This window comes from Rothia mucilaginosa (assembly GCF_964211445.1).
GTDB lineage: Bacteria > Actinomycetota > Actinomycetes > Actinomycetales > Micrococcaceae > Rothia > Rothia mucilaginosa_E.
In genome coordinates this window covers 1-23,138 of the sequence record NZ_CAXOQT010000027.1, presented here as the reverse complement: position 1 = coordinate 23,138, position 23,138 = coordinate 1, and the positions used below count along the sequence as shown (strand labels likewise).

Here is a 23,138-nt window from a genome sequence, read left to right as displayed (position 1 = left end):
ACGTCTTACGCGAGCAGGGTCGGCTTCACCTGACGGAGCTTATCCAGCAGACCGTTCACGAACTTCGGAGATTCATTCGTGGACAGCACACGCGCCAGACCGACAGCCTCAGAAATTGCGACAGCATCCGGAACATCGTCATTGTACAGAAGTTCCCAAGTGCCGATACGCAGCACGGCACGGTCCACGGCGGGCATACGCTCGAAGGACCAGTCACGGGCGTAAGTCTCAACAAACTCGCGGATCTCTTCGTCGTGGTCGCGGACGCCACGAATGATTTCCTCAGAGTAAGCAGAAATCTGCGCTACCGTGTACAGTCGGCGGCGGCGGAGTACCTCAATATAATCTTCGTTGCGCTGATCCGCCTCGAAGAGCACTTCGAGGGCGCGCAATCGGGCTTTAGTACGCGAATTCATTAGTCGTTCACGCGACCGAGGTACTCACCGGTGCGGGTGTCAACCTTGACCTTGGTGCCGGTCTCCAGGAACAGGGGAACCTGGATCTCGTAGCCGGTCTCAACGGTTGCGGGCTTGGTGCCGCCGGTGGAGCGGTCACCCTGCAGGCCGGGCTCGGTGTAGGTGATTTCGAGGACCACGGATGCGGGCAGCTCGATGTACAGGGGGCTACCCTCATGCATTGCGATGGTTGCGGTCTGGGACTCGAGCATGTAGTTTGCTGCGTCGCCGACAACGGTTGCGGGAACGTTGATCTGGTCGTAGGTCTTCATGTCCATGAAGACGTAGTCGTCGCCGTCCTGGTACAGGTACTGGTAGTCGGAGCGGTCAACGGTTGCGGTTTCAATCTTAGCGCCAGCGTTGAAGGTGCGGTCGACGACCTTGCCGGAGGTAACGTTGCGCAGCTTGGTGCGGACGAACGCGCCACCCTTACCGGGCTTAACGTGCTGGAACTCTACGACGGACCAGAGGTTGCCGTCAATCTTCAGGACGGCGCCGTTCTTAATATCGGTAGTGGATGCCATGGGGCTCTCCTTCGTGTCATCGACGCTCACGCCGTAGTGGTACCCGGCGCGGCGCTAAGTTTTCAATGAGCAAAATTATGTCCCGTACATTCTACAGGATGCGCACGAATTTGCCTAGCAGGTGCGCCACAGTTTCTGTGGCAGAATCTGTGGCACCCCGCCCGGCGGCCACGCGCTGACTGCCAGATGCTGGCGGTCGCGTGGCGTGTGCCTCCGGTGAATGTACGGGACTCATCACCTACTCGGAGATAACTTCCTGGTAGGTCATGTACAGAATCGAATCGTCCGGCACCTCGTAGACGCGCGGGCGAGCCAAACCGTCAAGAATGATGAAGCGCAGCAGGTTGCCGCGTGCCTTCTTGTCGCGGCGCATTGCTTCAAGCAGCTGGGGCCATGCGTCCGCCTTGTAGGAGGTGGGCAGGCCCAGGGATTCGAGGATGCGGCGGGTGCGTGCCACGAGTTCTTCGTCGGCGTGGCCGGTTGCCAACGCCAGCTCGGCGGCGTACACCATGCCCACGGACACTGCCGCGCCGTGGCGCCACTGGTAGCGTTCGTTGCGCTCAATCGCGTGGGCGAGGGTGTGGCCGTAGTTCAGGATTTCGCGGCGGCCAGACTCGCGCAGGTCCTCGGAGACAACCTCCGCCTTCACGCGCACGCTGCGCTCGATGAGCTCGCGCATCACGGCGGACTGCGAATCGCGCACAGCGTCCGGGTTCGCCTCGATCAGGTCGAGGATTTCGGGGTCTGCGATGAAGCCGCACTTGACGACCTCACCCATGCCGGTCAGCAGTTCGTGCTCGGGCAGGGTGCGCAGGGTGCCAATCTCGCAGAGCACCGCGGCGGGCGGCCAGAACGCACCCACCAGGTTCTTACCCTCGGCGGTGTTGATGCCGGTCTTACCGCCCACGGCGGCGTCCACCATGCCGAGCAGGGTGGTCGGAATGTGGATGACGCGCACGCCGCGCAGCCAGGTCGCCGCCACGAAGCCGGCAACGTCGGTAATAGCGCCGCCACCCACGGAAATAATAGCGTCGGTGCGGGTGAAGTCGTTCTGACCGAGCACCTGCCAGCAGAACGCCGCCACCTGGTAGTGCTTGGCTTCCTCAGCGTCCGGGATTTCGGCGCTGAACGATTCGTAGCCCATGGCACGCAGATCTTCCATGACAAGCTCACCGGTGGAGCGCAGGGCACGCGGGTGAATCACGAGCACCTTCTTGGTGCGGTTGCCCAGAATTTCGGGAATTTTACCGAGCAGGTTGTGGCCGATGAGAACCTCATAGTTCTCACGCGGGGAGCTGCCGGTCACCGGGATGCGGGTAATATCTTCCGCGCCGGAGGCACCGAAAGTGGGGGTGGGCTGAGTGCTCATCATGTGTCCTTTCACAGGTGAGGGGTTAAGCTTGGGGGCGCTGCGCGCGGGAGCTGCGGGTCTCGGTCACGTACGCCTGAATCTCGGCGGTCATCTCCGTGATGGGGCGGCCGCCTCGTGCGTCCAGGGTGAAGTGCGCCAGCTCTTCGTAGCGGCTACGGCGGCGCTCAAAAATTTCGGTCCACCGCTCGACCGGGTTCGGTTGCAACAGCGGACGGGTCTTGTTGCCGGTAATGCGCGGGGTGACGGTCTCGGCATCAACGAGGATGTAGACCACGCATTCGTCCTTGAGAAGCTCCGCGACCGAGTCGGTCATGGGTGCGCCGCCACCGAGCGAAAACACCGTGTTGCGGTACACGGGCGAGGTCAGCACCTCTTCGATGGTTTTGCGTTCCAGCTCGCGGAAGTGCGCCTCACCGAAGATCTCGAAAATCTCGGAGACTTCGCCGTAGCGTTCGACGATGAGCTGGTCAGCGTCGAGGAACTCGTAGCCATAGAAACGCGCCAGGTGCGTACCAATATAGGTTTTGCCTGCCGCCATGGGGCCGATGAGCACGATGGGGCGGGAACGTTCCGCGAAGTTCTCGTGCATTTCACGCACCTGCTGCGGGTGGATGCGAGCGCCGCAGGCGGACTCGTCTTCTGCGAGCACGTCTGCGGGGGTGCTTTCGGGCGCGACAAATTCAGCCGGTGCGGAAGCTTCGACGGATACTGTAGAATCAGCGGGTGCCACAGATTCAGCGGGAGTTGCGGTCAGCTCGGAAGCGTCGAGGGGCTTCTCCCCCACCGGGTTCTCTTCTTCCGCGGCGGGCGCGGCAACCTGAACCTTGCCGAACAGCGCCGGGGTTGGACGGACCGGCTTGGCGGGTTCAGCCGCGGGTACGGGAGCAGAAGAGGCAGTGCTCTCCCCCGCTGCCTCAACATGCTGAGCCTGCTTCGGCGCTACAGGTTTCGGAGGCGCCGGCTTGGGGACAGTGAGATTGGGTGTCGCGGGCTTCGGCACACCAGGCTTGGGGGCGGCAGGCTTGGGAGCCTCCGCCTTCGCGGACTCCTCGCGGGGTTCCTCCTGGTGGTCTTCCTGGGCGGTGCCCATGCCCTGCAGGGCGCTGAGCAGCTTCAGGCGCAGGTCCTCGTCCAGGCCGAGCGCCGGGTCGGCGTCCTCAGACACCGAGGAGGCGTACAGGCGCACACCCTGCGTGCTCGCCGTAGTAGCGGCGGCGGGCAGGGGGCGGGTGCCAGAACGCATCAGGTCAGCGGGGGTGGGCACGCGAGAAGCCGGGCGGGAAGAAGCCTCACGCGCAACAGCCTCATGAGCCTCCGCACCCGAAACCTCAACACCCGATGCCTCAACAGACTGCTCAGCCGCAACAGATACGCCGGGTTCCGCACCGGATTCTGCGCCGGGTTCCGGGCGCGGCGAAGCGCCCCCTCGCGCACGCTGCGTTGCCGCAGCAATACGCGCAAGGGGGCTCGAAGCGACCGGGCGAACACCCTGCTCCACAGAAACCTCCCCGGACCCGCGACCCTTCGCGCCGCGGCCCTCAGACTCCGCCGGAAGGGGCACTACGCGTCCCAACCGGCAACGTTAGACTCCCACGCCAGAGACGCCGGAATGGCGTCCAGGTAGGAATCCATGTTGCGGCGAGTCTCACCAATCGAGTCGCCGCCAAACTTCTCCAGTGCCGCCTCGGCGAGCACCAGGGCGACCATGGCCTCCGCCACCACGCCGGCGGCGGGAACAGCACACACGTCCGAACGCTGGTGGTGGGCGCGAGCCTCTTCACCGGTGGAAGTGTCAATGGTCTTCAAAGCCTTCGGCACGGTCGCAATGGGCTTCATTGCCGCGCGCACACGCAGCAGGTCACCAATGCTCATGCCGCCCTCAATACCACCTGCACGGTTGGTATCGCGGGTAACGCCGTGCTCACCAATGGAAATCTCGTCGTGAGCGGCAGTGCCCGGGCGGTCAGCGGTCGCGAAACCGTCGCCAACCTCAACGCCCTTAATAGCCTGAATACCCATCAGCGCTGCGGCAAGGCGCGCGTCCAGGCGGCGGTCCCAGTGCACGTACGAACCCAGTCCGGGAGGCATACCGTACGCGAGCACCTCAACCACGCCGCCGAGAGTCTCACCGTCCTTGTGCGCCTCGTCCACGCGCTGAACCATCGCGTCGGAGGTTGCCTTGTCGAAGCAGCGCAGCGGGTCAGCGTCCAGCTGGTCAACGTTGCGGGGCGAAGGCACCGGGGCGCCCTCGGGAGCGTGCACGCCACCCACAGCAACGGTGTGAGAAACCAGCTCAACACCCAGAGCCTTCAAAATCTGGGCGGCAACCACGCCAAGAGCCACGCGGGTCGCAGTCTCACGCGCGGAGGCGCGCTCCAGCACCGGGCGAGCCTCCGAGAAGTTGTACTTCTGCATACCCGCAAAATCGGCGTGACCGGGGCGCGGACGGGTCAGCGCAGCATTACGCGCACGACCCTCAATCAGCTTCGGATCCACCGGGTCGGAGCTCATCACGTCAGTCCACTTGGGCCACTCGGTGTTCGCAATCTCAATCGCGACCGGGCCGCCCTGAGTCAGGCCGTGACGCACACCGCCCAGGATGCGCACGCGGTCCTCCTCGAACTTCATGCGGGCACCGCGGCCGTAGCCGAGGCGGCGACGAGCCAGGGCGTCACGCACCATGTCGCTGGTGAGTTCCACACCGGCGGGTACGCCCTCAATAATGCCGACGAGCGCCTCGCCGTGGGATTCTCCGGCAGTGAGCCAACGCAGGGCCATAGGTTAACCTCTTTTCATCGCACCCGCACCGCAGCGCAGGAGGAAGGAATAATAATTCTTCACGTGTATAAATAGTGTATAAAATGCCTGTTTACTGAGCGAGTGAAAGCACGCTTTTTTCACGAAACGGAAGCACGAGGCGCAAGATCAACCGCCGCGCACATCGCATTCACCAAACCCAGTAGCTCGCCCTCAGACAGGGTGCGGTCGGTAAACAGCAGCACCTGCTCCACCGCCTGATACAGCAGCATCTCCAGGCCAGAAACCACGGTGCCGCCGTTAGCCTCCCAGGCGCTCGCCAGCACCGAAGGCCACGGGTTATACGCAACATCGAGCAGTACCGGCCGGTGCGTTGCGGAGGCGCCCTTCAGACCGGTCAGCTGGCTCGCCCACTCGTCCGCCGCATGCGCCGGAAGCGTAGACACCACCGGGTGATGGCCGCGCTCAGCAAGGTTCTGCGGCAGCTCAGACAAGGAAATCTGCTCCAGCTGAACACCCAGGCGGTCCGCCGCCTCCTGCACGCTACCGAGCTTATGCAAGGAACGGGCGTACACGCTCACGCGGCGGTAACCCAGCGCATGTAAGGCGGTCAGGGCGGAAATAGCGGTCGCTCCTCCACCCACAATCGCGGCAGAATCCTTAAACGGTTCCGGCTCCAAACCGGCATGGCGCAGCGCATTCACGATGCCGACCACATCAGTGTTATCGCCCAGAACCTTCTCACCGCGCGGATACACCGTATTCACCGCACCGGTCACGCAGGCAGTCTCACTCAACTCATCGCAATACTGGATGACGGCGGTCTTCAGCGGCATCGTCACCGACAGGCCCGCAATATACGGGGCGTCCTCCGTACCCTTCGGGTGGCGCACGCCATGCATAATCTCCGGCAAATCATCGGGCAGAGTGTCACGGCGATCGTACTCGAGGTTCGCCTCACCCAAAAAGTCATACGCCGCACGATGCAGCGCAGGCGACAGCGAATGCGCAATAGGGTGCCCCAGCACGTAGGCACGGCGAAGATACGGGGCCTCACGGTACGGTTCAGTCTTCATCGATAGATACTCTTTCGCTCTCAACGCTGGGGAACGCTCTCAACGCTTGGGGCTTGCAGACACGCACGCCACGAACCCGCGTTCATGGGCGCACTCTACCCATTTTAAGGGACAAACCGATATTCGGGTATAGCAAAGGCGGGCACCTCCCCCACTCTCGTGGAGGCGGTACCCGCCTCAGCAAGGAACCTTCACGCCGAAGCTACCAAATCGTAGCTACCAGCTAAACCAATGAGCTACAACTTAGCTACAGCGGTTCGGGTGCTTAGAACACCACTGGTTGTACTCTTCAACATAACGCTGGTGCTCAGCATACGTGCGGGAGTACTTAGTCTCACCGGAGTCCAGGTCCACAGTCACCCAGTAGTAGTACGGGTTCTTCTCAGGAGCCGCAGCAGCCTTAATCGAAGCCAGCTGCGGGGAACCAATCGGACCCTTCGGAAGACCCTTATTCGCATAAGTGTTATACTTATTGCTCTTATCGGCCTTCTGCTCTTCAGTCAGGTGGTACGAGCGGACACCCAGACCGTAGGTCACGGTCGCATCCGACTGAATCAGACCGGAGGTCTCACCATCGGGGTTGTTCAGGCGGTTCTCAATGATGCCTGCAACCGCCACGTAGTCCTTCGGCTGAGCCTCAAGCTCCACGATGGAGGCGATGGTCAGAACCTCGAAGGTCTTCTGGTCGCCGCTCACGCCGGCTTCCTTCAGGTCAGCCTTGGTCTTATCAACCATGGTCTGAATGACCTTCTTGATGTCGGTGTCCTTCGGGAAGCGGTACTCACCCGGGTGCAGCCAACCCTCAATCGAGGGGAAGTTGCTCGGCACACCGTACTGGGTGTAGTTGCTGACCGCGTCCTCAACCTGCTTGCGGGTGAACGCGCCATCGGAGCCAGAAACAATCAGGTCGATGGTCTCGCTCACGCGCTTACCCTGCGGAATCGCCAGGTACAGGACGTTGCTATTCGCATCAATAATGGTCGTAATCGCGCTCGAGCTGCTCATGTGCTGCTGCAGTTCATAGGTGCCAGGCTGCAAGTACTTGCCCTTGCTCTCTTTGGTGTACACCTCAACAAACTTATCAGCATCAGCAATAACGCCCGCCGCCTCAAGCTCCTGCGCCACCTGCGCGGTGGACTGGCCAGAACGAATCGTGAAAGTCACGGTCGTACCATTGCCGCCACCCGAGTAGTCACGAGTCTTGAACGGGTCATAGCGAGTAATCAAGGCACCCGAAATGATGACCAGAGCCACCACAAACAAGGAAATAGCGCTCAGCATGATGGCGCGGCGGCGGCGCTTACGCGCACGCAACGTAGCCACCGACACGATTTCCTGTTCCATCGTAATGCCGGTAATGCCCTTACGTTCGTCCTCGGCCGTGGGCCTAAAGAGGTCGAGCCCGCTCTCTTCGGGCTGTTTATTCTGTTCGGTCACTGAAGGTTCTCCGTTTCGTTGACGGCACCAACCGTTGTCCCTTCTGACTCGCACGGTCGGTTTTCTTCGTGGGCCGGATCGCTCACCTTGTACCCGGCTACGGACTGCCCCGCCTTGAGGGCATCCAGGCTGTACTGCAGAATGTTCACAGCCGCCACCTGGTCAACCATAGTCTTGAAATCTCGGCTGGAAACCCCAGCCTCGTGCAGTGCACGGTGAGCGCTCACGGTGGTGAGTCGCTCATCCACCAGCCAAATGTTAATGTGTGTTTTGTCTTCGGCATCCAGCTCGGAGCGCAGAGCCTGAGCGTACTCCCGAGCCATCTCCGTGGAGGGAGAATCCCCACCACGCATGGTCTTCGGGAGACCGACGAACACCTCCACCACCTCGTTCACCTCAATCAGCTTGCGCAAAACACGGCGGTCAGAGTTCTTCTTCGCGTCGCGGCGCAACGTCTTGAGCGGGGTGGCGAGAATGCCGTCGGGGTCGCTGAGGGCGGTGCCGACGCGGGCATTACCCACATCGACACCCATCCGCACTCCGCGCTGGAATTCTGCCATATTTAGGCCTGAGCCTGTGCGATAGCGTCGCGGACAGCGTCCAGTGCGGCACCAATCTTGGATGCGTCCTGGCCACCACCCTGAGCGACGTCGTCCTTACCGCCGCCACCGCCGCCGAGAACACCGGCAGCTACGCGGACCAGAGCGCCAGCCTTCACGCCAGCCTCACGAGCACCCTCGTTGGTTGCCACCAGGACGACGGGGCGGCCATTAGCCACACCCACCACGGCGACAACAGCGGCCTCGGAACCGAAGCGCGAACGCAGATCCAGAGCCAGCTCACGAACGCCGTTAGCATCCAGTTCGCCAGCGTCATGTGCCAGAACGCGAACAGCACCAATGGTCTGTGCGTTCTCCAGCAGCTTGCCAGCCTCAGCCTGCAGCTTCTCGCGGCGCAACTGAGCCAGTTCCTTCTCAGCAGCCTTCAGCTTAGCCAGAGTCTGGTTAATCTTCTCGGGCAGATCAGCGGAAGACTGAACCTTCATCAGGCCGGTCAGCTGGTTCACCAGGGTACGCTCAGCAGCCAGGTGGTTGAAGGAATCCAGACCCACCAGAGCCTCAACACGGCGGTTACCGGAGCCAACAGAGCCCTCGGTTAGCAGGGTCAGCGAACCAATCTCAGCGGACGAACCAACGTGGGTACCACCGCACAGCTCGCGGGAGAACTCGCCGCCGATCTCAACAACGCGCACCACGTCGCCGTACTTCTCACCGAAGAGGCTCATAGCACCCAGAGCCTTAGCCTCAGCCAGCGGCATCTCACGGGTAATCACCTCGTGGTTGTCGCGGATAGCGAGGTTAGCGACCTCTTCAACCTCACGCTTAGCGGACTCGGACAGGCCCTCGCTCCATGCGAAGTCGAAACGCAGGTAGCCTTCCTTGTTGAAGGAGCCACGCTGGGTAGCCTCGTTGCCGAGAACCTGGTGCAGGGCAGCGTGAATGATGTGGGTACCCGAGTGTGCCTTCTCACCGTCGCGGCGGCGCTGAACGTCAACCTGTGCCACAACATCGGCACCGGTGTGAACCTCGCCCTCACGCACAACGGCGCGGTGAACGCTCAGACCCTTCACGGGCTGCTGAACGTCCTGAACGTCAATAATGAAGCCGTTGCCGGTAATAACACCGGTATCAGCTGCCTGGCCACCAGCCTCCGCGTAGAACGGGGTCTCGTCCAGGACAACCTCAATCTTGTCGCCAGCCTTAGCGGCGGGAACAGACACGCCATCCACCAGGATTGCGCGCAGCTTAGTCTCGGTACGCAGCTCGGTGTAGCCGGTGAAGATGGAGCCGCGTTCGTCCACGAGCTTACGCAGCTCGGACAGGTCAGCAAACGCGCCCTTCTTCGCCTTAGCGTCAGCCTGCGCACGGTGACGCTGCTCAGCCATCAGCTCACGGAAGGACTTCTCATCCACCTTCACGCCAGCCTCAGCGGCCATCTCCAGGGTCAGGTCAATCGGGAAGCCGTAGGTGTCGTGCAGAGCAAACGCCTCAGCACCGGAAACAGAGTTCGAGCCATCCTTCTTAGCGGCTGCAACAGCCTCTTCCAGACGCTCAGTACCGGTCTCAATGGTGTGCAGGAACGCCTTCTCCTCAGCGTACGCAATGCGGGAAATACGTTCGAAGTCGTCAGCAACGTACGGGAAAGCACCCTTCATCGCATCACGCGAAGCCGGGAACAGCACGGGCAGGCAGGGCTCAGTAACGCCCAGCAGACGCATCGCACGAATCGCACGGCGCATCAGACGGCGCAGAATGTAGCCGCGACCCTCGTTGGAGGGGGTCACGCCATCAGCAATCAGCATCAGCGAGGAACGGATGTGGTCAGCCACCACGCGCATACGCACGTCGTCCTCGTAGCCCTCGTCCTCAGCAGACTCAGAGCCGTGGTACTTCTTACCGGACAGCTTAGAAGCAGCGTCCAGAACGGGGCGGACCTGGTCGGTCTCGTAGAAGTTCTCAACACCCTGCAGCAGCATGGCAAGACGCTCAACGCCCAGACCGGTATCGATGTTCTTCTTCGGCAAATCACCCAGAATCTCGAAGTCATCCTTGCCGATGCCCTCGCCACGCTGGTACTGCATGAACACGAGGTTCCAAATCTCAATGTAACGGTCGTCGTCAGCCGCCGGGCCGCCTTCCTTACCGTACGCGGGGCCACGGTCGAAGAAGATCTCCGAGTCGGGGCCTGCGGGGCCGGGCTGACCGGTGGACCAGTAGTTTTCCTTCATGCCCATACGCTGAATACGCTCAGCCGGGAAGCCCACCTTGTTGTGCCAAATGTCGAAGGCCTCATCGTCACCCTCATAAATGGTGACCCACAGGCGCTCCGGATCCAGACCGAAACCGCCCTTATCCTGAGGGGTGGTCAGCAGCTCGTAAGCAAACGGAATCGCCTGCTCCTTGAAGTAATCACCGAACGAGAAGTTACCAGCCATCTGGAAGAAGGTACCGTGACGCGCAGTCTTACCGACCTCTTCAATGTCCAGGGTGCGGATGCACTTCTGCACGCTGGTCGCGCGGGAGAACGGAGGGGTCTCACGGCCCAGGAAGTAGGGAATGAACGGCACCATACCGGCAATGGTGAACATAGCGCCGGGCTCGTTCGAAATCAGCGATGCCGAAGGCACCACAGTATGGCCGCGGGAAGCGAAGAAATCGATCCAGCGCTTGGAAATCTCCTGTGAGAGCATCTCGTTCCTTAGAGTAATCTGTGCGAAATTCTAAATTAGTCTACTGACCTATGGTGCCTGTCCGAGAGCAAAATGGCTAATCGAGCCACCCTCGTACCGTGGTTAACGGACAAAAGCACCACCTTTTAAAACCTAGTTGAAGAAGCCGTCACCGAGCTGACGGTCACGCGCAATACGCTGCTCACGCGCTCGCTTCTGAGCCTCTTCCAAGGAGGCAATCTCAGCCTCCACCTCAATGAGTTCACGCTCAGCCAGGCGGCGGTTCGTGGACTCAATCTCAGCCGAGCTCATCTGGCGGTCCCACGTATCCAGGGAGCCAGGACGCAGATCCTGCTTCTGGCGCTCCACCTTAGCGTTGAGCTCCATCTCCTTCTCCTGCATGCCTTCACGCACGCGGGCGGCGAACTCAACAGCACGCAACGCATACGGCTGCAGGGGCTTGCCAATCGGCGAATCGAAGAACTTTCCCATCTGAGACTCCGGGTTGAGGGCAAGCTCACCGTGCTCACGCATGAGCAGGGCGCTGCCAGGGGTACGCTGAGCAGGTTCGGAGGCGGCACGCCTGGAAGCGAAGTAACCAACCGCCGCGCCGGCGCCAAGCAGAAGAGCTGAACGAAGCAGACCCATTAGTTCTCACCGCCTGCAGAGTAAGAGCCGCCCTGTGCCGAACCGTACTGGCCGCCGGCGTGGGTGTTGCCGTGTGCATCGCCGGACTTACCGCCGCGGAACGCCTGACGCACACCGTACGAGAAGGACGCAACCTTAATCAGCGGCTGACCCACAGTCGAAGTCACCAGCGAGGACAGCGCAGAAACGTTCGCGGACGCATCCGAAACGTTCGAGGTGATGTCGTCAACCTTCTCAAGCTGCTCATTGGTGGTCACCACAGTGCGAGTCACCTCTTCAATGAGGGGGCCGGTGCTCTGGTTCAGTGAACGAATCGTCACAATAAGCTCATCAAACACCTTAGTCAGGCGAATAATGGGTAGCGCAAGCAGAGCCACCAGAATCGCAAAAACTCCCGCTGCAATCAGGCCCGCAATATCTCCGCCGGTCATCTATAACCCCATTCCGCTCAATGCATGATGCTTATCAATAGTCGTACAGGACCGCGTGCCACCGTGGCGCGCAGCCGGACTGCATACACAGTTCAGGACTATATACACAGCTCAATCCCTTATTTTAGTCGATAAATCCTTCAAGCGCCCCTTAAACTCTCATGAAACTCCCAGCGACGGAAGATTCACAGGTTCAGCGGCGCCACTCCCCTCTGGTGTATAAGCCCCAAAACCCGCGCGTTAAACGGGAACAACCCGCCCCCACCAAACCGGTGCAGGACGGGTTGCTTCTCGAAAAATCGAGATTATGCCAGACGCGAGTAGTACTCAACGACCAGCTGCTCATCGCAGATCACGGGGATCTCTTCGCGCTTGGGCTTGCGCTCAAGCTTTGCGTGCAGCTTCTCGATCTCAACGTTCAGGTATGCGGGAACCTCGGGCAGAACTGCCTGGTGCTCGCCAGCAGCCGCAGCCTGGAAGGGGGCAGTCTTCTCAGCCTTGGGGTGAACGTGGATCAGCTGGCCGGGCTTGACGTGGAACGAGGGGCGGTCCACGCGAACGCCGTCAACCATGATGTGACGGTGAACAACCATCTGACGTGCCTGTGCAATGGTGCGGGCGAAGCCTGCACGCAGAACCAGAGCGTCGAGGCGGGTCTCGAGCAGCTCGACCATGTTCTTACCGGTCTGGCCCTCAATGCGCTTAGCCTCGAGGTATGCGCGGCGCATCTGTGCCTCGCGGATGTTGTACTGAGCGCGCAGACGCTGCTTTTCCTTCAGCTGGGTAGCGTAGTTGGAGTCAGCCTTCTTGCGGGCACGGCCGTGCTGACCGGGGCCGTAAGGACGACGCTCGAGGTACTTTTCTGCCTTCGGGGTCAGTGCAATGCCCAGGGCACGGGACTGACGCACGGTACGGCGGGTGCGGTTGTGCTTAGCCACAATCTACCTTTCTATGTGAGGCTCCTGCACCCTCACGGGTGGGGCCTCGGTCTGTTGAATACTGGCCTCCTCGGTTGACCCCGCCGGGATCCGTACGCGACCGGTTCGGTCGTTGCTGTACGGCGGTGGGGCGGAGAGCTCGGGGCAGAGTACCCCGCAGCTACATTACTGACACCCGCACAGGGGCATAGTAATTGCCAGACCCGTCAAGCTTACCGGATGCGCCCGGGCTTTACCAGCCTTTTGGGGAATCTTTGGTTCAAATCACGGTGCATGTGGGTTTTTGATGGTTACCCACATGACCCCAACAGAAAATATTTGCACCCGTCAGAGCTATTTAGGTGCACCTTCCCCGAAAAATTGCGGTGCCGAGATGTTGGATTGTAATCATTTCGTTATTTTTAACCTGTGAATCTATGGGAATAGCTTGAATCAGACTCCCATATCGCCTAGACTAGAGACCATAACAAGCTTGACCTCCGCCCTTCCGGGATTGGCCGACAGTCAAGACGTCTATCACAACTCAAAACTCTGATGCGGTGCGCAGTACTACCGAGGTACTACGCACCGCTTTCTGTTTACCCTCTTTTAGGAGGGGCGGGTAAGCTGCCCGGCGAACTCTCCCGCGTGGCTGGTTTGGTGGCTAGCTTGCATGATGAGTCCGCGCGCGGGTGGTTTGGGTGATTGATGCGCGCGGCCAGTTCGCGCGATTAGTCCGCGTGGCAAACCGGCGCGGTTAGTTGCCGCCGTCAAGAATCCTGCGGATACGCTCACGACGCTCCGTCAACGTACGCTCAAAACCGTGCTGAGTCGGCTCGTAGTACACCGTGCCGCGCAGGGTATCCGGCAGGTACTGCTGCGCCGCCACGTGGCCCGGCGCATCATGCGCATAAATGTAGCCGTCGCCGTGACCAAACTGCTTAGCCCCCGCATAGTGGGCGTCACGCAGATGCACCGGAACCTGACCCGAAGCACCCGCACGAACATCCGCAATCGCGCGGTTAATCGCGTTATAGGCGGCATTCGACTTCGGCGCGAGCGCACAATAAATGACGGCCTGCGAGAGGATGATGCGCGCCTCCGGCATGCCCACCAGCGCCACCGACTGCGCCGCGGCCGTCGCCACCTGCAACGCCTGCGGATCGGCCAAACCAATGTCCTCACTCGCCAAAATCATGATGCGACGCGCCACAAAACGCGGATCCTCGCCGCCCTCCAACATGCGCGCCAGGTAGTGCACCGCGGCATCCGCGTCGGAGCCGCGCATGGACTTAATGAAGGCGCTCACCACGTCATAGTGCTGGTCGCCCGAACGGTCGTAACGAATCGCGGCGCGGTCCACCGCCTCCGTGGCGTGCGCCAGGGTGATGCGCACGGGCGCGGCAGGTTTCGGGGACTTCTCCCCCGCCGGGTCCGCTGAGCCCGCTGAATCCTCGGACGAGTTGGCGGTATCGGGGTCGGCGGGGTTGGGCTCTTCAGCGTCGGTTTCTGCAGCGTCAATTTCTGCGGAGCCGGTTCCTGCGGGGCTAGTTTCTACGGGACTATTTACCGCAGCTTCAGCCTCACTAAACGCAATCGCAGCCGCCGCCTCCAGCGAGGTTAGGGAGCGCCGAGCGTCGCCTCCCGAAACGGCTGCCAGGTGGGCGCGCGCATCCTCATCGATGACGGCTTCACCGCCGAAGCCGCGCGGATCGGCCAAAGCTCGGTCAATGAGCCGCTCAATATCGGACTGCTCCAGCGAATGAACCCGCAACAGCAGCGAGCGCGAGAGCAGCGGCGAAATAATGCTGAACGACGGGTTCTCCGTCGTAGCCGCCACCAGAATCACCCAGCGGTTCTCCACACCGGGCAGGAGCGCATCCTGCTGAGCCTTGGTAAAACGGTGAATCTCATCCAGGAACAGCACCGTGGTCGTGCCGTACATATCGCGGTCGAGCAGCGCCTGATCCATGACCGCGCGAACATCCTTCACACCCGCGGTAATCGCCGAAAGCTCCACGAACTTGCGGCCCGGCGCGCGCGCAATCACATGCGCCAGGGTGGTCTTACCCGTACCCGGAGGGCCGTACAGAATCACCGAGGAGGGACCAGCCGGGCCGGCGTTCTCCCCCGCCAACACGCGCAGGGGCGAGCCGGGGGTGAGCAGGTGCTCCTGGCCGAGAACCTCATCAATAGTGCGCGGACGCATCCGCACCGCCAGGGGTGCACGAGACGCCGAACGGGCAGAGCGCGCACGCGACGCGGAGGCGCGCGAGGAGGCGGGCTCCTCGGCGGGCGCACCAATCAGGCTCACGCGGTCCCCGTCATCGGGCAACTCAAGATCAAAGAGGGAATCAGCCATAGTCTTACTCTATCGTTTCACAGGCTTGAGGTGGGTGCGGGGTGCGGATTTAGCTCGCGGCGTGACGCCACATGGATTTTCGATGGGGTTTCGATAGGTTAGTGTCTTCGCCGTGGGTTTTAAACCCCGGGGCAATCCACTAACCTATCGAAAACGCCGACCTTAGAGGGTCTCGCTGTCGAGAATCAGGGTCACCGGGCCGTCATTGACGAGCTCCACCTGCATATCCGCGCCGAACACGCCGGTCTCCACGTGCAGGCCACGCTCACGCAGCGCCTGAACGTAATCGTTAAACAGCGGCTCACTCACTAGACCCGGTGCCGCAGCAGACCAGGAGGGGCGGCGGCCCTTCTTCGCATCCCCGTAGAGGGTGAACTGGCTAACCGCCAGCACCGGCGCGCCCTCATCGAGGAGGGACTTCTCCCCCTCCAGCAGACGCAGGTTCGCGGTCTTATCGGCAAGCTTCGCAATCTGCGCCGCACCGTCGCCGTGGGTGATGCCGACCAGCACCAGGTAGCCGGGCTGGTCAATCGCGCCGACCGTCTCACCGTTCACGCGCACCGCCGCGCGGGTCACGCGCTGAATAACAACTCGCATCGTTCACCTTTCGTCATCGAGCCGAATTTCACCGGGCTCATACATCTCTTTCGACACCATTCGCGGCGGCCGGTCTAGAGGCAGCCGATTTAGAAGCTGCAGCCTCAGAGTACGCCGCGCAGCTGCACGGCACGCAAAAACTGGTTCGCCACCCGCGGAGTAGGAAACTCAATAAACCGCTTCTGCAGATGCTGCTCGCGGGCCTCCGCCAACAGCTCACCGACGTGCGGGTAGCTCCTCCACGTGTACCGAATCATGTTGTCCGGGTCCCGCAGAATGTTCCACAGCGGCGGCTCCACATTATCTGCCCACAGCTTCTGCCCCGTCACCGCGCGGCGTACCGTCCGGCGAACCACACGCCACATGACCACCGCGCGACTATAGCGCAGGTAAATCACCACGTCCGCACGCTCCAGCAGGCGGCCACGCACCTGCGGATACTGCCACTCCGTAATCCACGCGGGCCGCTCAATGAGCGCCTGAACATCCGCCTCAAAACTAGGGCGCGGAGTCCAATCCGGGCCCCAATGCAACGAATCCATCTCCGTATGCGGAATGTCCAGGAGGCGCCCCAACCGCGCCGCAAACGTCGTCTTGCCGCTACCGCTCGGGCCGGCAATCAGGATGCGCATGCTCCCCTCCCCCTTGGTTAGTGCACAAATCGGCACGCACGCCAGTTGATACAAAAGGTGGGCTGCGACCCTGCACCAGCAGAATACACAGCCCACCCTCAACGGCGACCCCGGCAAGACCCGAGCCTCAAGCCTCACAGCCCGGAACTCAACGCCCCGCCGGGTTCACGCCGCACGCCTCACACCCCAGCCGGGGCGCAAGGCCAAAGACTGGAGAAGATTACTCCTCGTCCTTCTTCTTCGGCTTGAAGTCCACGCCGGCTTCCTTACGCTGCTCCGGGGTAATCGGAGCGGGTGCGGCGGTCAGCGGGTCGTAGCCGTTACCGGTCTTCGGGAACGCAATAACCTCGCGGATCGAATCAACGCCGGCCAGCAGGGACACGACACGGTCCCAACCGAACGCAATACCACCCATGGGCGGTGCGCCGTACTTGAACGCATCCAGCAGGAAGCCGAACTTCTCCTGAGCCTCTTCCTCACCAATACCCATCACGCCAAACACGCGTTCCTGCACGTCGCGGCGGTGAATACGGATCGAACCGCCGCCAATCTCGTTACCGTTGCAGACAATGTCGTAAGCGTAGGCCAGAGCCGAACCCGGGTCGGTGTCGAAGGTGTCCAGGAACTCGGGCTTCGGGGAGGTGAACGCGTGGTGCACGGCGGTCCATGCGGAGTGGCCCAGAGCCACGTCACCGGACTCGGTAGCCTCAGCAGCAGACTCGAACATGGGGGCGTCAACAACCCACACGAAGGACCACTCGTCGTCCTTAATCAGGCCGGTGCGGTGACCAATCTCAACGCGGGCGGCACCCAGCAGGGCGCGGGAAGCCTTAGCCTCACCAGCGGCGAAGAAGATGCAGTCGCCGGGCTTTGCGCCGGTTGCGGCGGCCAGACCCTCGCGCTCAGCGTCGGTAATGTTCTTAGCCACGGGACCGGTCAGCTCGCCGTCCTCCTGAATGAGGACGTAAGCTAGACCCTTAGCGCCGCGCTGCTTAGCCCACTCCTGCCAAGCGTCCAGGGTACGGCGGGGCTGGGATGCGCCACCGGGCATCACAACGGCGCCCACGTAGGGAGCCTTGAACACGCGGAAAGTGGTGTCCTTGAAGTACTCGGTCAGCTCGGTCAGCTCCAGGCCGAAGCGCAGGTCGGGCTTGTCCGAACCGTACTTCTCCATCGCATCCTTGTAGGTCATGCGCTGAATCGGGCGGGGAACCTTCACGTCAATCAGGTTCCACACGGCCTCAACGATGCGCTCGCCCAGGTCAATGATGTCTTCCTGGTCAACGAACGAAGCCTCAATGTCCAGCTGGGTGAACTCGGGCTGACGGTCGGCGCGGAAGTCCTCGTCACGGTAGCAGCGGGCAATCTGGTAGTACTTCTCAATACCGCCCACCTGCAGCAGCTGCTTGAACAGCTGCGGGGACTGCGGCAGAGCGTACCACGAACCCGGAGCCAGACGAGCCGGCACCAGGAAGTCACGCGCACCCTCGGGGGTGGAACGGGTCAGGGTCGGGGTCTCAACCTCAATGTAGCCGTCCTCGGCCAGCAGGTTACGCGCCGCACGGTTCGCTTCCGAACGCAGGCGCATGATGCGGGCCGGCTCCGGGCGGCGAAGGTCCAGGTAGCGGTAGCGCAGGCGCGCCTCCTCACCCACCTCAACGTGCTCGTCAATCTGGAAAGGCAGCGGGGCCGCGGTGTTCAGCACCTCAACGGTGGACACCTCAACCTCAATCTCACCGGTGGCCAGGTTCGGGTTCTCGTTACCCTCCGGGCGCTTGGAAACCTTACCGGTCACGCGCAGAACGTACTCGTTGCGCAGGTGCTCGAAGTCAGCCTCGTTGTGGAAAACGCACTGGGTGACGCCCTCGCGGTCACGCAGGTCAACGAAGGCGACGCCACCGTGGTCGCGGCGACGAGCCACCCAACCGGTCAGGGTGACGGTCTCTCCAATGTTTGCGGCGGTCAGCTCGCCGTTGGTGTGAGTGCGAAGCACAGACATTCCTTTCATAGCGGGCACCTCACGACTATAGACAGTAGCCGGGTACTCGCGGTTGATGATATGCGCACACTGCGTGCGCCTCATATATTGTATCCCCTCCGGGCAGGTCGGGGGTCAGAAAATGAGTTGAGGAGGCGGGGTGCGGAGGCGGGATACGGGTAGGGCGGCAGGTTCGTGGGTGTCTGCGGTCGATAGGTTAGTGTCTTCGCCGTGGGTCTTTAACCCGGGGTGAAGACACTAACCTATCGAAAAGTCACTAACCTATCTAAGTATTACCGAGGAATCCGCTCCATCTGCCTGTGGACAAACACTTTTTCGGTAGAATCCGCGAAGTTATCCACAGATTTCACGAACAAGCCCCACAACTTCACACAGCCTGCCAGGATAAAGCCTATGAACACTGCAACCATTCCATGGCAACGCAACCCGAACAAGCCACCGACTACACCAGAAATCACCCGTGCCGCAGAACTACACCCATTCGTGCTGAACTCCCAGATGCTCAACCTGCGAGGAATCCGGCCGAAACGCATTCGCAAGCTAGTGGCGGAAGGAACTCTACAACGTATCCAACGGGGAGCCTATATTTATACCCGCGATGCCCAAGCGCTCACCCCCGAAGAACGGCTCACGGTACGATGCATCGCTGCTCAGATGATGGGTCTTCAAGGGGTCTTCTCCCACACATCAGCCGCGGCGCTATGGGGACTTGATGTGCTCTCTGTCCCCCAAATGATAAGCGTGTATAGCTGCAGTCATAGTACCTCTGACAAGGGAAGAATCACTCGGCATTACGGTGCCACCGGCCCCGAGGAGGTCACCCGATTACCGGGCACATCCATCATGGTTACGACAGTGGCTCGCACTCTGCAGGATTGCGCTCGCACCATGCCCTTTCGGGAGGCGGTAGTCCTCGCTGACTCCATCATACGGCGGGGACTTATGGAACCCCACGAGGTGACTGAGATTCTACTGAACCTTACCGGCTACGGTGGCTCCTCCGGGCGCATCCTGGCGCAGGCGGTGGATGCATCCAGCGAGTCGGCGGGTGAAAGCCTCGCCCGGTGCCTACTCATGGAACACAGGTTGCCCCTCCCCGTAACGCAGTACCCGATTTCGTGCGAGGGCCGTAACTACCGGGTGGACTTCGCCTGGCCCGAGGCGCGGGTTATCCTCGAGTTCGACGGTGAACAGAAATACGTGGATCACCCCGGTAGGGACCGGTACGAGGCTGCTCGCGACCGTGCCCTAGCCCGCGCCGGGTGGACGGTCGTGCATCTAACCTGGGCTGACATTTTTCAGAAAGAACGGGAAGTCATCACCCACCTGCGGAAACTGCTTTTGAGATAAAGCAAGGAAACACCTCGGTCGATAGGTTAGTGTCTTCACTGCGGGTTAAAGACCCACGGCAAAGACACTAACCTATCGAAAAGTCACCAACCTATCGAAAATCTGGGCCCGCACAAAAAGACCCGCCCGGCAGGGAGGTCAACATCCTCCCCACCAGGCGGGTACACATCCATATGCAGGCTTGCAGTAGCCAAACACTACAGCAGCCAGATATTACGGTATGACAGGTACTTACAGGCCCTCAGCACGCACAATCTGAACGTGCAGGTCCTCAGCCGGCGGCATCCACGAATTCGGATCAGCAGCAACCTGCTCACCCGAACGGATGTCCTTCACCTCATGAACCGGGGCACCCGACTCATCCGACGAAATGAACCACACGAACGGAATGCCGCGCTTCTCAGCGTACTTAATCTGCTTGCCGAACTTCGCGGCGTTCGCCGAAACCTCGCAGGCGATGCCGCGGGCGCGCAGTGCATCCGCAACATCGTTCGCGGCGGACCAGCCCTCATCATTGGTCAGGGCAACAAACACGGCCGAAGGCACCTTACGGCTGGCCTGCGCAAAACCCTGCGACAGGATGCGAGCCACCACGCGGGTCACACCAATAGACAGGCCAACACCCGGGTAAGTCTTCTTACCGTTAGAAGCCAGCGACTCATAGCGGCCACCCGAGCAAATCGAACCCAGCGACTCGTGACCAACCAGCACGGTCTCGTACACGGTGCCGGTGTAGTAGTCCAGGCCGCGAGCAATCGACAGGTCAGCCAGCACCTTACCCGGCGCACGGCGGGCCGCCTCCTCAATGACCTCAGCCAGCTCAGCAAGACCCTGATCCAGCAGCTCGTGCTCGACCGAATACTTAGCGGCAAGCGCACGCACCTGCTCCACAAAAGAAGCATCCTCAGTACGGATCTGCGCCAGTTCCAGGGCGGCAGCGGCAGCATCCGCGCTCGCACCAGCCTCAGCCTGTAGCTCCTCAGCCACACGCTCAGCGCCAATCTTCTCCAGCTTGTCAATAGAACGCAGAACAGCCGCAGTATCAGTCAGGCCCAGGCCCAGGTAGAAGCCCTCAGCCAGCTTGCGGTTATTCACACGCAGCTTGAACTCAGGAATCGGCAGCTTCGACAGCGCATCGACAACAACCAGCGCCAGAGTCACGTCGTAACGGAACGGCAGCTCGCCGTCGCCCACCACGTCAATATCAGCCTGAGTGAACTCGCGGGCACGACCCTCCTGCGGACGCTCACCACGCCACACCTTCTGAATCTGGTAACGCGAGAACGGGAAATTCAGGTAGCCAGCGTTCTCCACCACGTAACGGGCAAACGGCACGGTCAGGTCAAAGTGCAGCGCCAGCTTTTCCTTAGCCTTCGCAGCCTCATCCTCCTGCAGGCGAGAAATTGCGTAAACTTCCTTGTCAATCTCACCCTTGCGCAGCAGCTGCTCAATAGTCTCTACCGAACGAGTCTCAATCGGGGAGAAACCGTGCAACTCAAAAGTCTCACGCAAAGTGTCCAGAACATGATTCTCAACCAACCGCTCAGCCGGAAGATACTCGGGAAAACCAGACAGCGAAGCCTTGCGAGCCATACGCGATACTCCTTGACAAAGAACTCGACAACAAAACCCCGGAACACGCCGGGCACATCTACCCATCATACCAACACCCACCCCAGCACAGCATCCACTCCCCCGCCCCGTCCGGCGCAAACCCGCACAAACCCACGGCAAACCGTCCGCGCGAGGGTTCGCCCACAACACAACACGACCAGACACTACTCACACACACCCCACAGAGGCTATGCTTAGGAGGTGCACACGCACACCCAAACGGGTGCCCACCACGGGGAACAGCGCAAAGGCGCCCCACCCCCAGCACCCCCGAGTGAAAGAGTTATAGCGGTGACTACCAAACCCGACGACACTGTAAACCTCGAAAAGGCACGCCAGTACGGCCGCGTCTCCGAGGACGGCCACGTCTTCGTCATTGTCGACGGCGAAGAATACGCAGTAGGCCAGCTGCCCGGCGCCTCCGAAGAAGAAGCGCTCAGCTACTTCGCCCGCAAGTTTGAAAACGTCGAGGCGCAGGTTGCCCTGCTCGAATCCCGCCTCGCCAACAACGCCCCCGCCGCAGACCTGCAGAAGGGCATCACCTCCATCGGCGCACAGATTGGTGTGCGCAACATGGTCGGTGACTACTCCGGCCTGCAGAAGCGCCTCATCTCCCTCGCAGAGCAGATCGCTGAACTCGGCGAGAAGCAGCAGCAGGCACGCACTGAAAACCGTGAACGTGCCCTCGCCGTCCGTGAAGAAATCGTTGCCGAAGCCGAGCAGATTGCCGGCCAGGACCCCGACCAGATTCACTGGAAGAACTCGCACGCCCGCATGAACGAACTGTTCGAGGCGTGGAAGAAGGCACAGCGCGAAATTCACCTGGCAAAGAGCGTAGAGGACGAGCTGTGGAAGCGTTTCCGCGCAGCCCGCACCACCTTCGACCGCAACCGCCGCGCACACTTCTCGCAGCTGGACGACCGCAACGCACGCATCAAGCGCGCCAAGGAAGAGCTGATTGCACGCGCCGAAGAGCTGTCGACTTCGACTGACTGGTCTGAGACTTCCCGCGCATACGGCGATTTGATGCGCGCCTGGAAGCAGGTACCCCGCGGCCACCGTCGCGAAGACGACAAGCTGTGGGCACGCTTCCGCGCGGCACAGGACGTGTTCTTCAACGCCCGCAACGAAGCCGAAGCAGCGCAGGACGCAGTCTACGCCGAAAACCTCAAGGTCAAGGAAGCACTGCTCGAAGAAGCACGCGCACTCCTGCCCGTCGAGGATATTGAGGGTGCGAAGGCAGCCTTCGAGAAGATCCTGGACCGCTGGGATGCGGCAGGCCGCGTACCCCGCAACGACCTGCGCCGCATCGACGGCGAGTTGCGCCGTATTCAGGACGAAATCAACGGCGCCGAAGAGGCAAAGTGGAAGCGCAACGACCCCGCCAAGGCGGCACGCGCGAACTCCCTGCTCGCACAGATCGAGGACTCCCTCGCCGAGCTGGAAGCAGAACTCGCAGCAGCTGAGAAGGGCGGCGACTCCAAGAAGATCGCCAAGGCCAAGGAAGCTCTGGAGGCGCGCCGCGCCTGGGCAGCAACCCTGCAGGGCTTCGGCAAGTAAGGTCTAACCGACGGTCTAAATGACGGTGTAATTAACGCCGAGAAGCCACATGACCACTGACCCCATTGCGGGGCGGTGGGCGTGTGGCTTCTTTGCGTTTGCGGAGTTTATGCGCGCCCACACCCGGTGCAGATGGGGCAGTTTAGGGGTTTCGATAGGTTAGTGTCTTCGCCGTGGG

The 23,138-nt window shown here is 61.2% G+C and carries 19 protein-coding genes and 1 pseudogene; 3 read left to right on the top strand and 17 right to left on the bottom strand.

The features are described 5' to 3' along the window. Positions 1-5: 5 nt before the first annotated feature. The 16 genes from nusB to aspS all read right to left on the bottom strand — a co-directional run bounded on the left by nusB (position 6) and on the right by aspS (position 18,430). A complete protein-coding gene (gene nusB, locus AB8E48_RS07285) occupies positions 6-416 on the bottom strand; it encodes a transcription antitermination factor NusB (RefSeq protein ID WP_303940727.1) in 411 nt (136 codons plus the stop codon). Further along, positions 416-979 (bottom strand): elongation factor P, encoded by a 564-nt coding sequence (gene efp, locus AB8E48_RS07280; protein WP_005505932.1) that lies wholly within the window; start codon positions 977-979, stop codon positions 416-418. Before efp ends, nusB begins: the two co-directional genes overlap by 1 nt. Before the next feature lie 238 nt (positions 980-1,217). Next, positions 1,218-2,348 (bottom strand): 3-dehydroquinate synthase, encoded by a 1,131-nt coding sequence (aroB, locus tag AB8E48_RS07275; protein WP_439958504.1) that lies wholly within the window; start codon positions 2,346-2,348, stop codon positions 1,218-1,220. A 25-nt stretch (positions 2,349-2,373) separates the two neighbouring features. Further along, complete coding sequence (locus tag AB8E48_RS07270) at positions 2,374-3,912, bottom strand: shikimate kinase (protein WP_368886257.1); 1,539 nt, start codon at positions 3,910-3,912, stop codon at positions 2,374-2,376. Then, entirely contained in the window at positions 3,912-5,129 is a 1,218-nt protein-coding gene (aroC, locus tag AB8E48_RS07265; RefSeq protein WP_005508730.1) for a chorismate synthase, read from the bottom strand. The genes AB8E48_RS07270 and aroC overlap by 1 nt, the downstream gene beginning before the upstream one ends. A 119-nt stretch (positions 5,130-5,248) precedes the next feature. Further along, on the bottom strand, positions 5,249-6,184 hold the full coding sequence (locus AB8E48_RS07260; protein ID WP_368886256.1) for a shikimate dehydrogenase: 936 nt from the start codon (positions 6,182-6,184) through the stop codon (positions 5,249-5,251). 243 nt (positions 6,185-6,427) lie between these two features. Then, positions 6,428-7,621 (bottom strand): endolytic transglycosylase MltG, encoded by a 1,194-nt coding sequence (gene mltG, locus AB8E48_RS07255; RefSeq protein ID WP_368886255.1) that lies wholly within the window; start codon positions 7,619-7,621, stop codon positions 6,428-6,430. Beyond that, positions 7,618-8,181: a Holliday junction resolvase RuvX gene (gene ruvX / locus AB8E48_RS07250; protein ID WP_297605090.1), complete on the bottom strand. Its 564-nt coding sequence runs from the start codon at positions 8,179-8,181 to the stop codon at positions 7,618-7,620. The genes mltG and ruvX overlap by 4 nt, the downstream gene beginning before the upstream one ends. 2 nt (positions 8,182-8,183) lie before the next feature. Further along, entirely contained in the window at positions 8,184-10,871 is a 2,688-nt protein-coding gene (gene alaS, locus AB8E48_RS07245) for an alanine--tRNA ligase (protein ID WP_368886254.1), read from the bottom strand. A 132-nt stretch (positions 10,872-11,003) separates the two neighbouring features. Continuing rightward, positions 11,004-11,498 (bottom strand): hypothetical protein, encoded by a 495-nt coding sequence (locus AB8E48_RS07240; RefSeq protein WP_005508736.1) that lies wholly within the window; start codon positions 11,496-11,498, stop codon positions 11,004-11,006. Next, a complete protein-coding gene (locus tag AB8E48_RS07235; protein WP_070830906.1) occupies positions 11,498-11,929 on the bottom strand; it encodes a DUF948 domain-containing protein in 432 nt (143 codons plus the stop codon). The genes AB8E48_RS07240 and AB8E48_RS07235 overlap by 1 nt, the downstream gene beginning before the upstream one ends. Before the next feature lie 305 nt (positions 11,930-12,234). Continuing rightward, positions 12,235-12,867, bottom strand: a complete 633-nt coding sequence (gene rpsD, locus AB8E48_RS07230) for a 30S ribosomal protein S4 (protein WP_070830909.1) — start codon at positions 12,865-12,867, stop codon at positions 12,235-12,237. 736 nt (positions 12,868-13,603) lie between these two features. Further along, a complete protein-coding gene (locus AB8E48_RS07225; protein ID WP_368886253.1) occupies positions 13,604-15,208 on the bottom strand; it encodes a replication-associated recombination protein A in 1,605 nt (534 codons plus the stop codon). 162 nt (positions 15,209-15,370) lie between these two features. After that, on the bottom strand, positions 15,371-15,805 hold the full coding sequence (dtd, locus tag AB8E48_RS07220; RefSeq protein WP_368886252.1) for a D-aminoacyl-tRNA deacylase: 435 nt from the start codon (positions 15,803-15,805) through the stop codon (positions 15,371-15,373). Positions 15,806-15,909: 104 nt separating this feature from the next. Next, positions 15,910-16,437: an adenylate kinase gene (locus AB8E48_RS07215; RefSeq protein ID WP_368886251.1), complete on the bottom strand. Its 528-nt coding sequence runs from the start codon at positions 16,435-16,437 to the stop codon at positions 15,910-15,912. 220 nt (positions 16,438-16,657) lie between these two features. Beyond that, complete coding sequence (gene aspS / locus AB8E48_RS07210; protein ID WP_368886250.1) at positions 16,658-18,430, bottom strand: aspartate--tRNA ligase; 1,773 nt, start codon at positions 18,428-18,430, stop codon at positions 16,658-16,660. Between the two features lie 399 nt (positions 18,431-18,829). Here aspS and AB8E48_RS07205 point away from each other — a divergent pair. Further along, positions 18,830-19,015: pseudogene (locus tag AB8E48_RS07205) on the top strand (type IV toxin-antitoxin system AbiEi family antitoxin domain-containing protein); the annotation flags it as partial. A 378-nt stretch (positions 19,016-19,393) separates the two neighbouring features. Then, positions 19,394-19,786 (top strand): DUF559 domain-containing protein, encoded by a 393-nt coding sequence (locus AB8E48_RS07200; protein ID WP_368886264.1) that lies wholly within the window; start codon positions 19,394-19,396, stop codon positions 19,784-19,786. 231 nt (positions 19,787-20,017) lie between these two features. Here the strand turns inward: AB8E48_RS07200 and hisS are convergent, their stop codons facing one another. After that, a complete protein-coding gene (gene hisS / locus AB8E48_RS07195) occupies positions 20,018-21,379 on the bottom strand; it encodes a histidine--tRNA ligase (RefSeq protein ID WP_296546061.1) in 1,362 nt (453 codons plus the stop codon). Between the two features lie 312 nt (positions 21,380-21,691). On the opposite strand from hisS, the gene AB8E48_RS07190 reads away from it, so the two are divergent. Then, positions 21,692-22,960 carry a DUF349 domain-containing protein gene (locus AB8E48_RS07190; protein WP_368886249.1) on the top strand — a complete coding sequence of 423 codons (1,269 nt, stop codon included), beginning with the start codon at positions 21,692-21,694 and terminating at the stop codon, positions 22,958-22,960. Positions 22,961-23,138 lie beyond the last annotated feature (178 nt).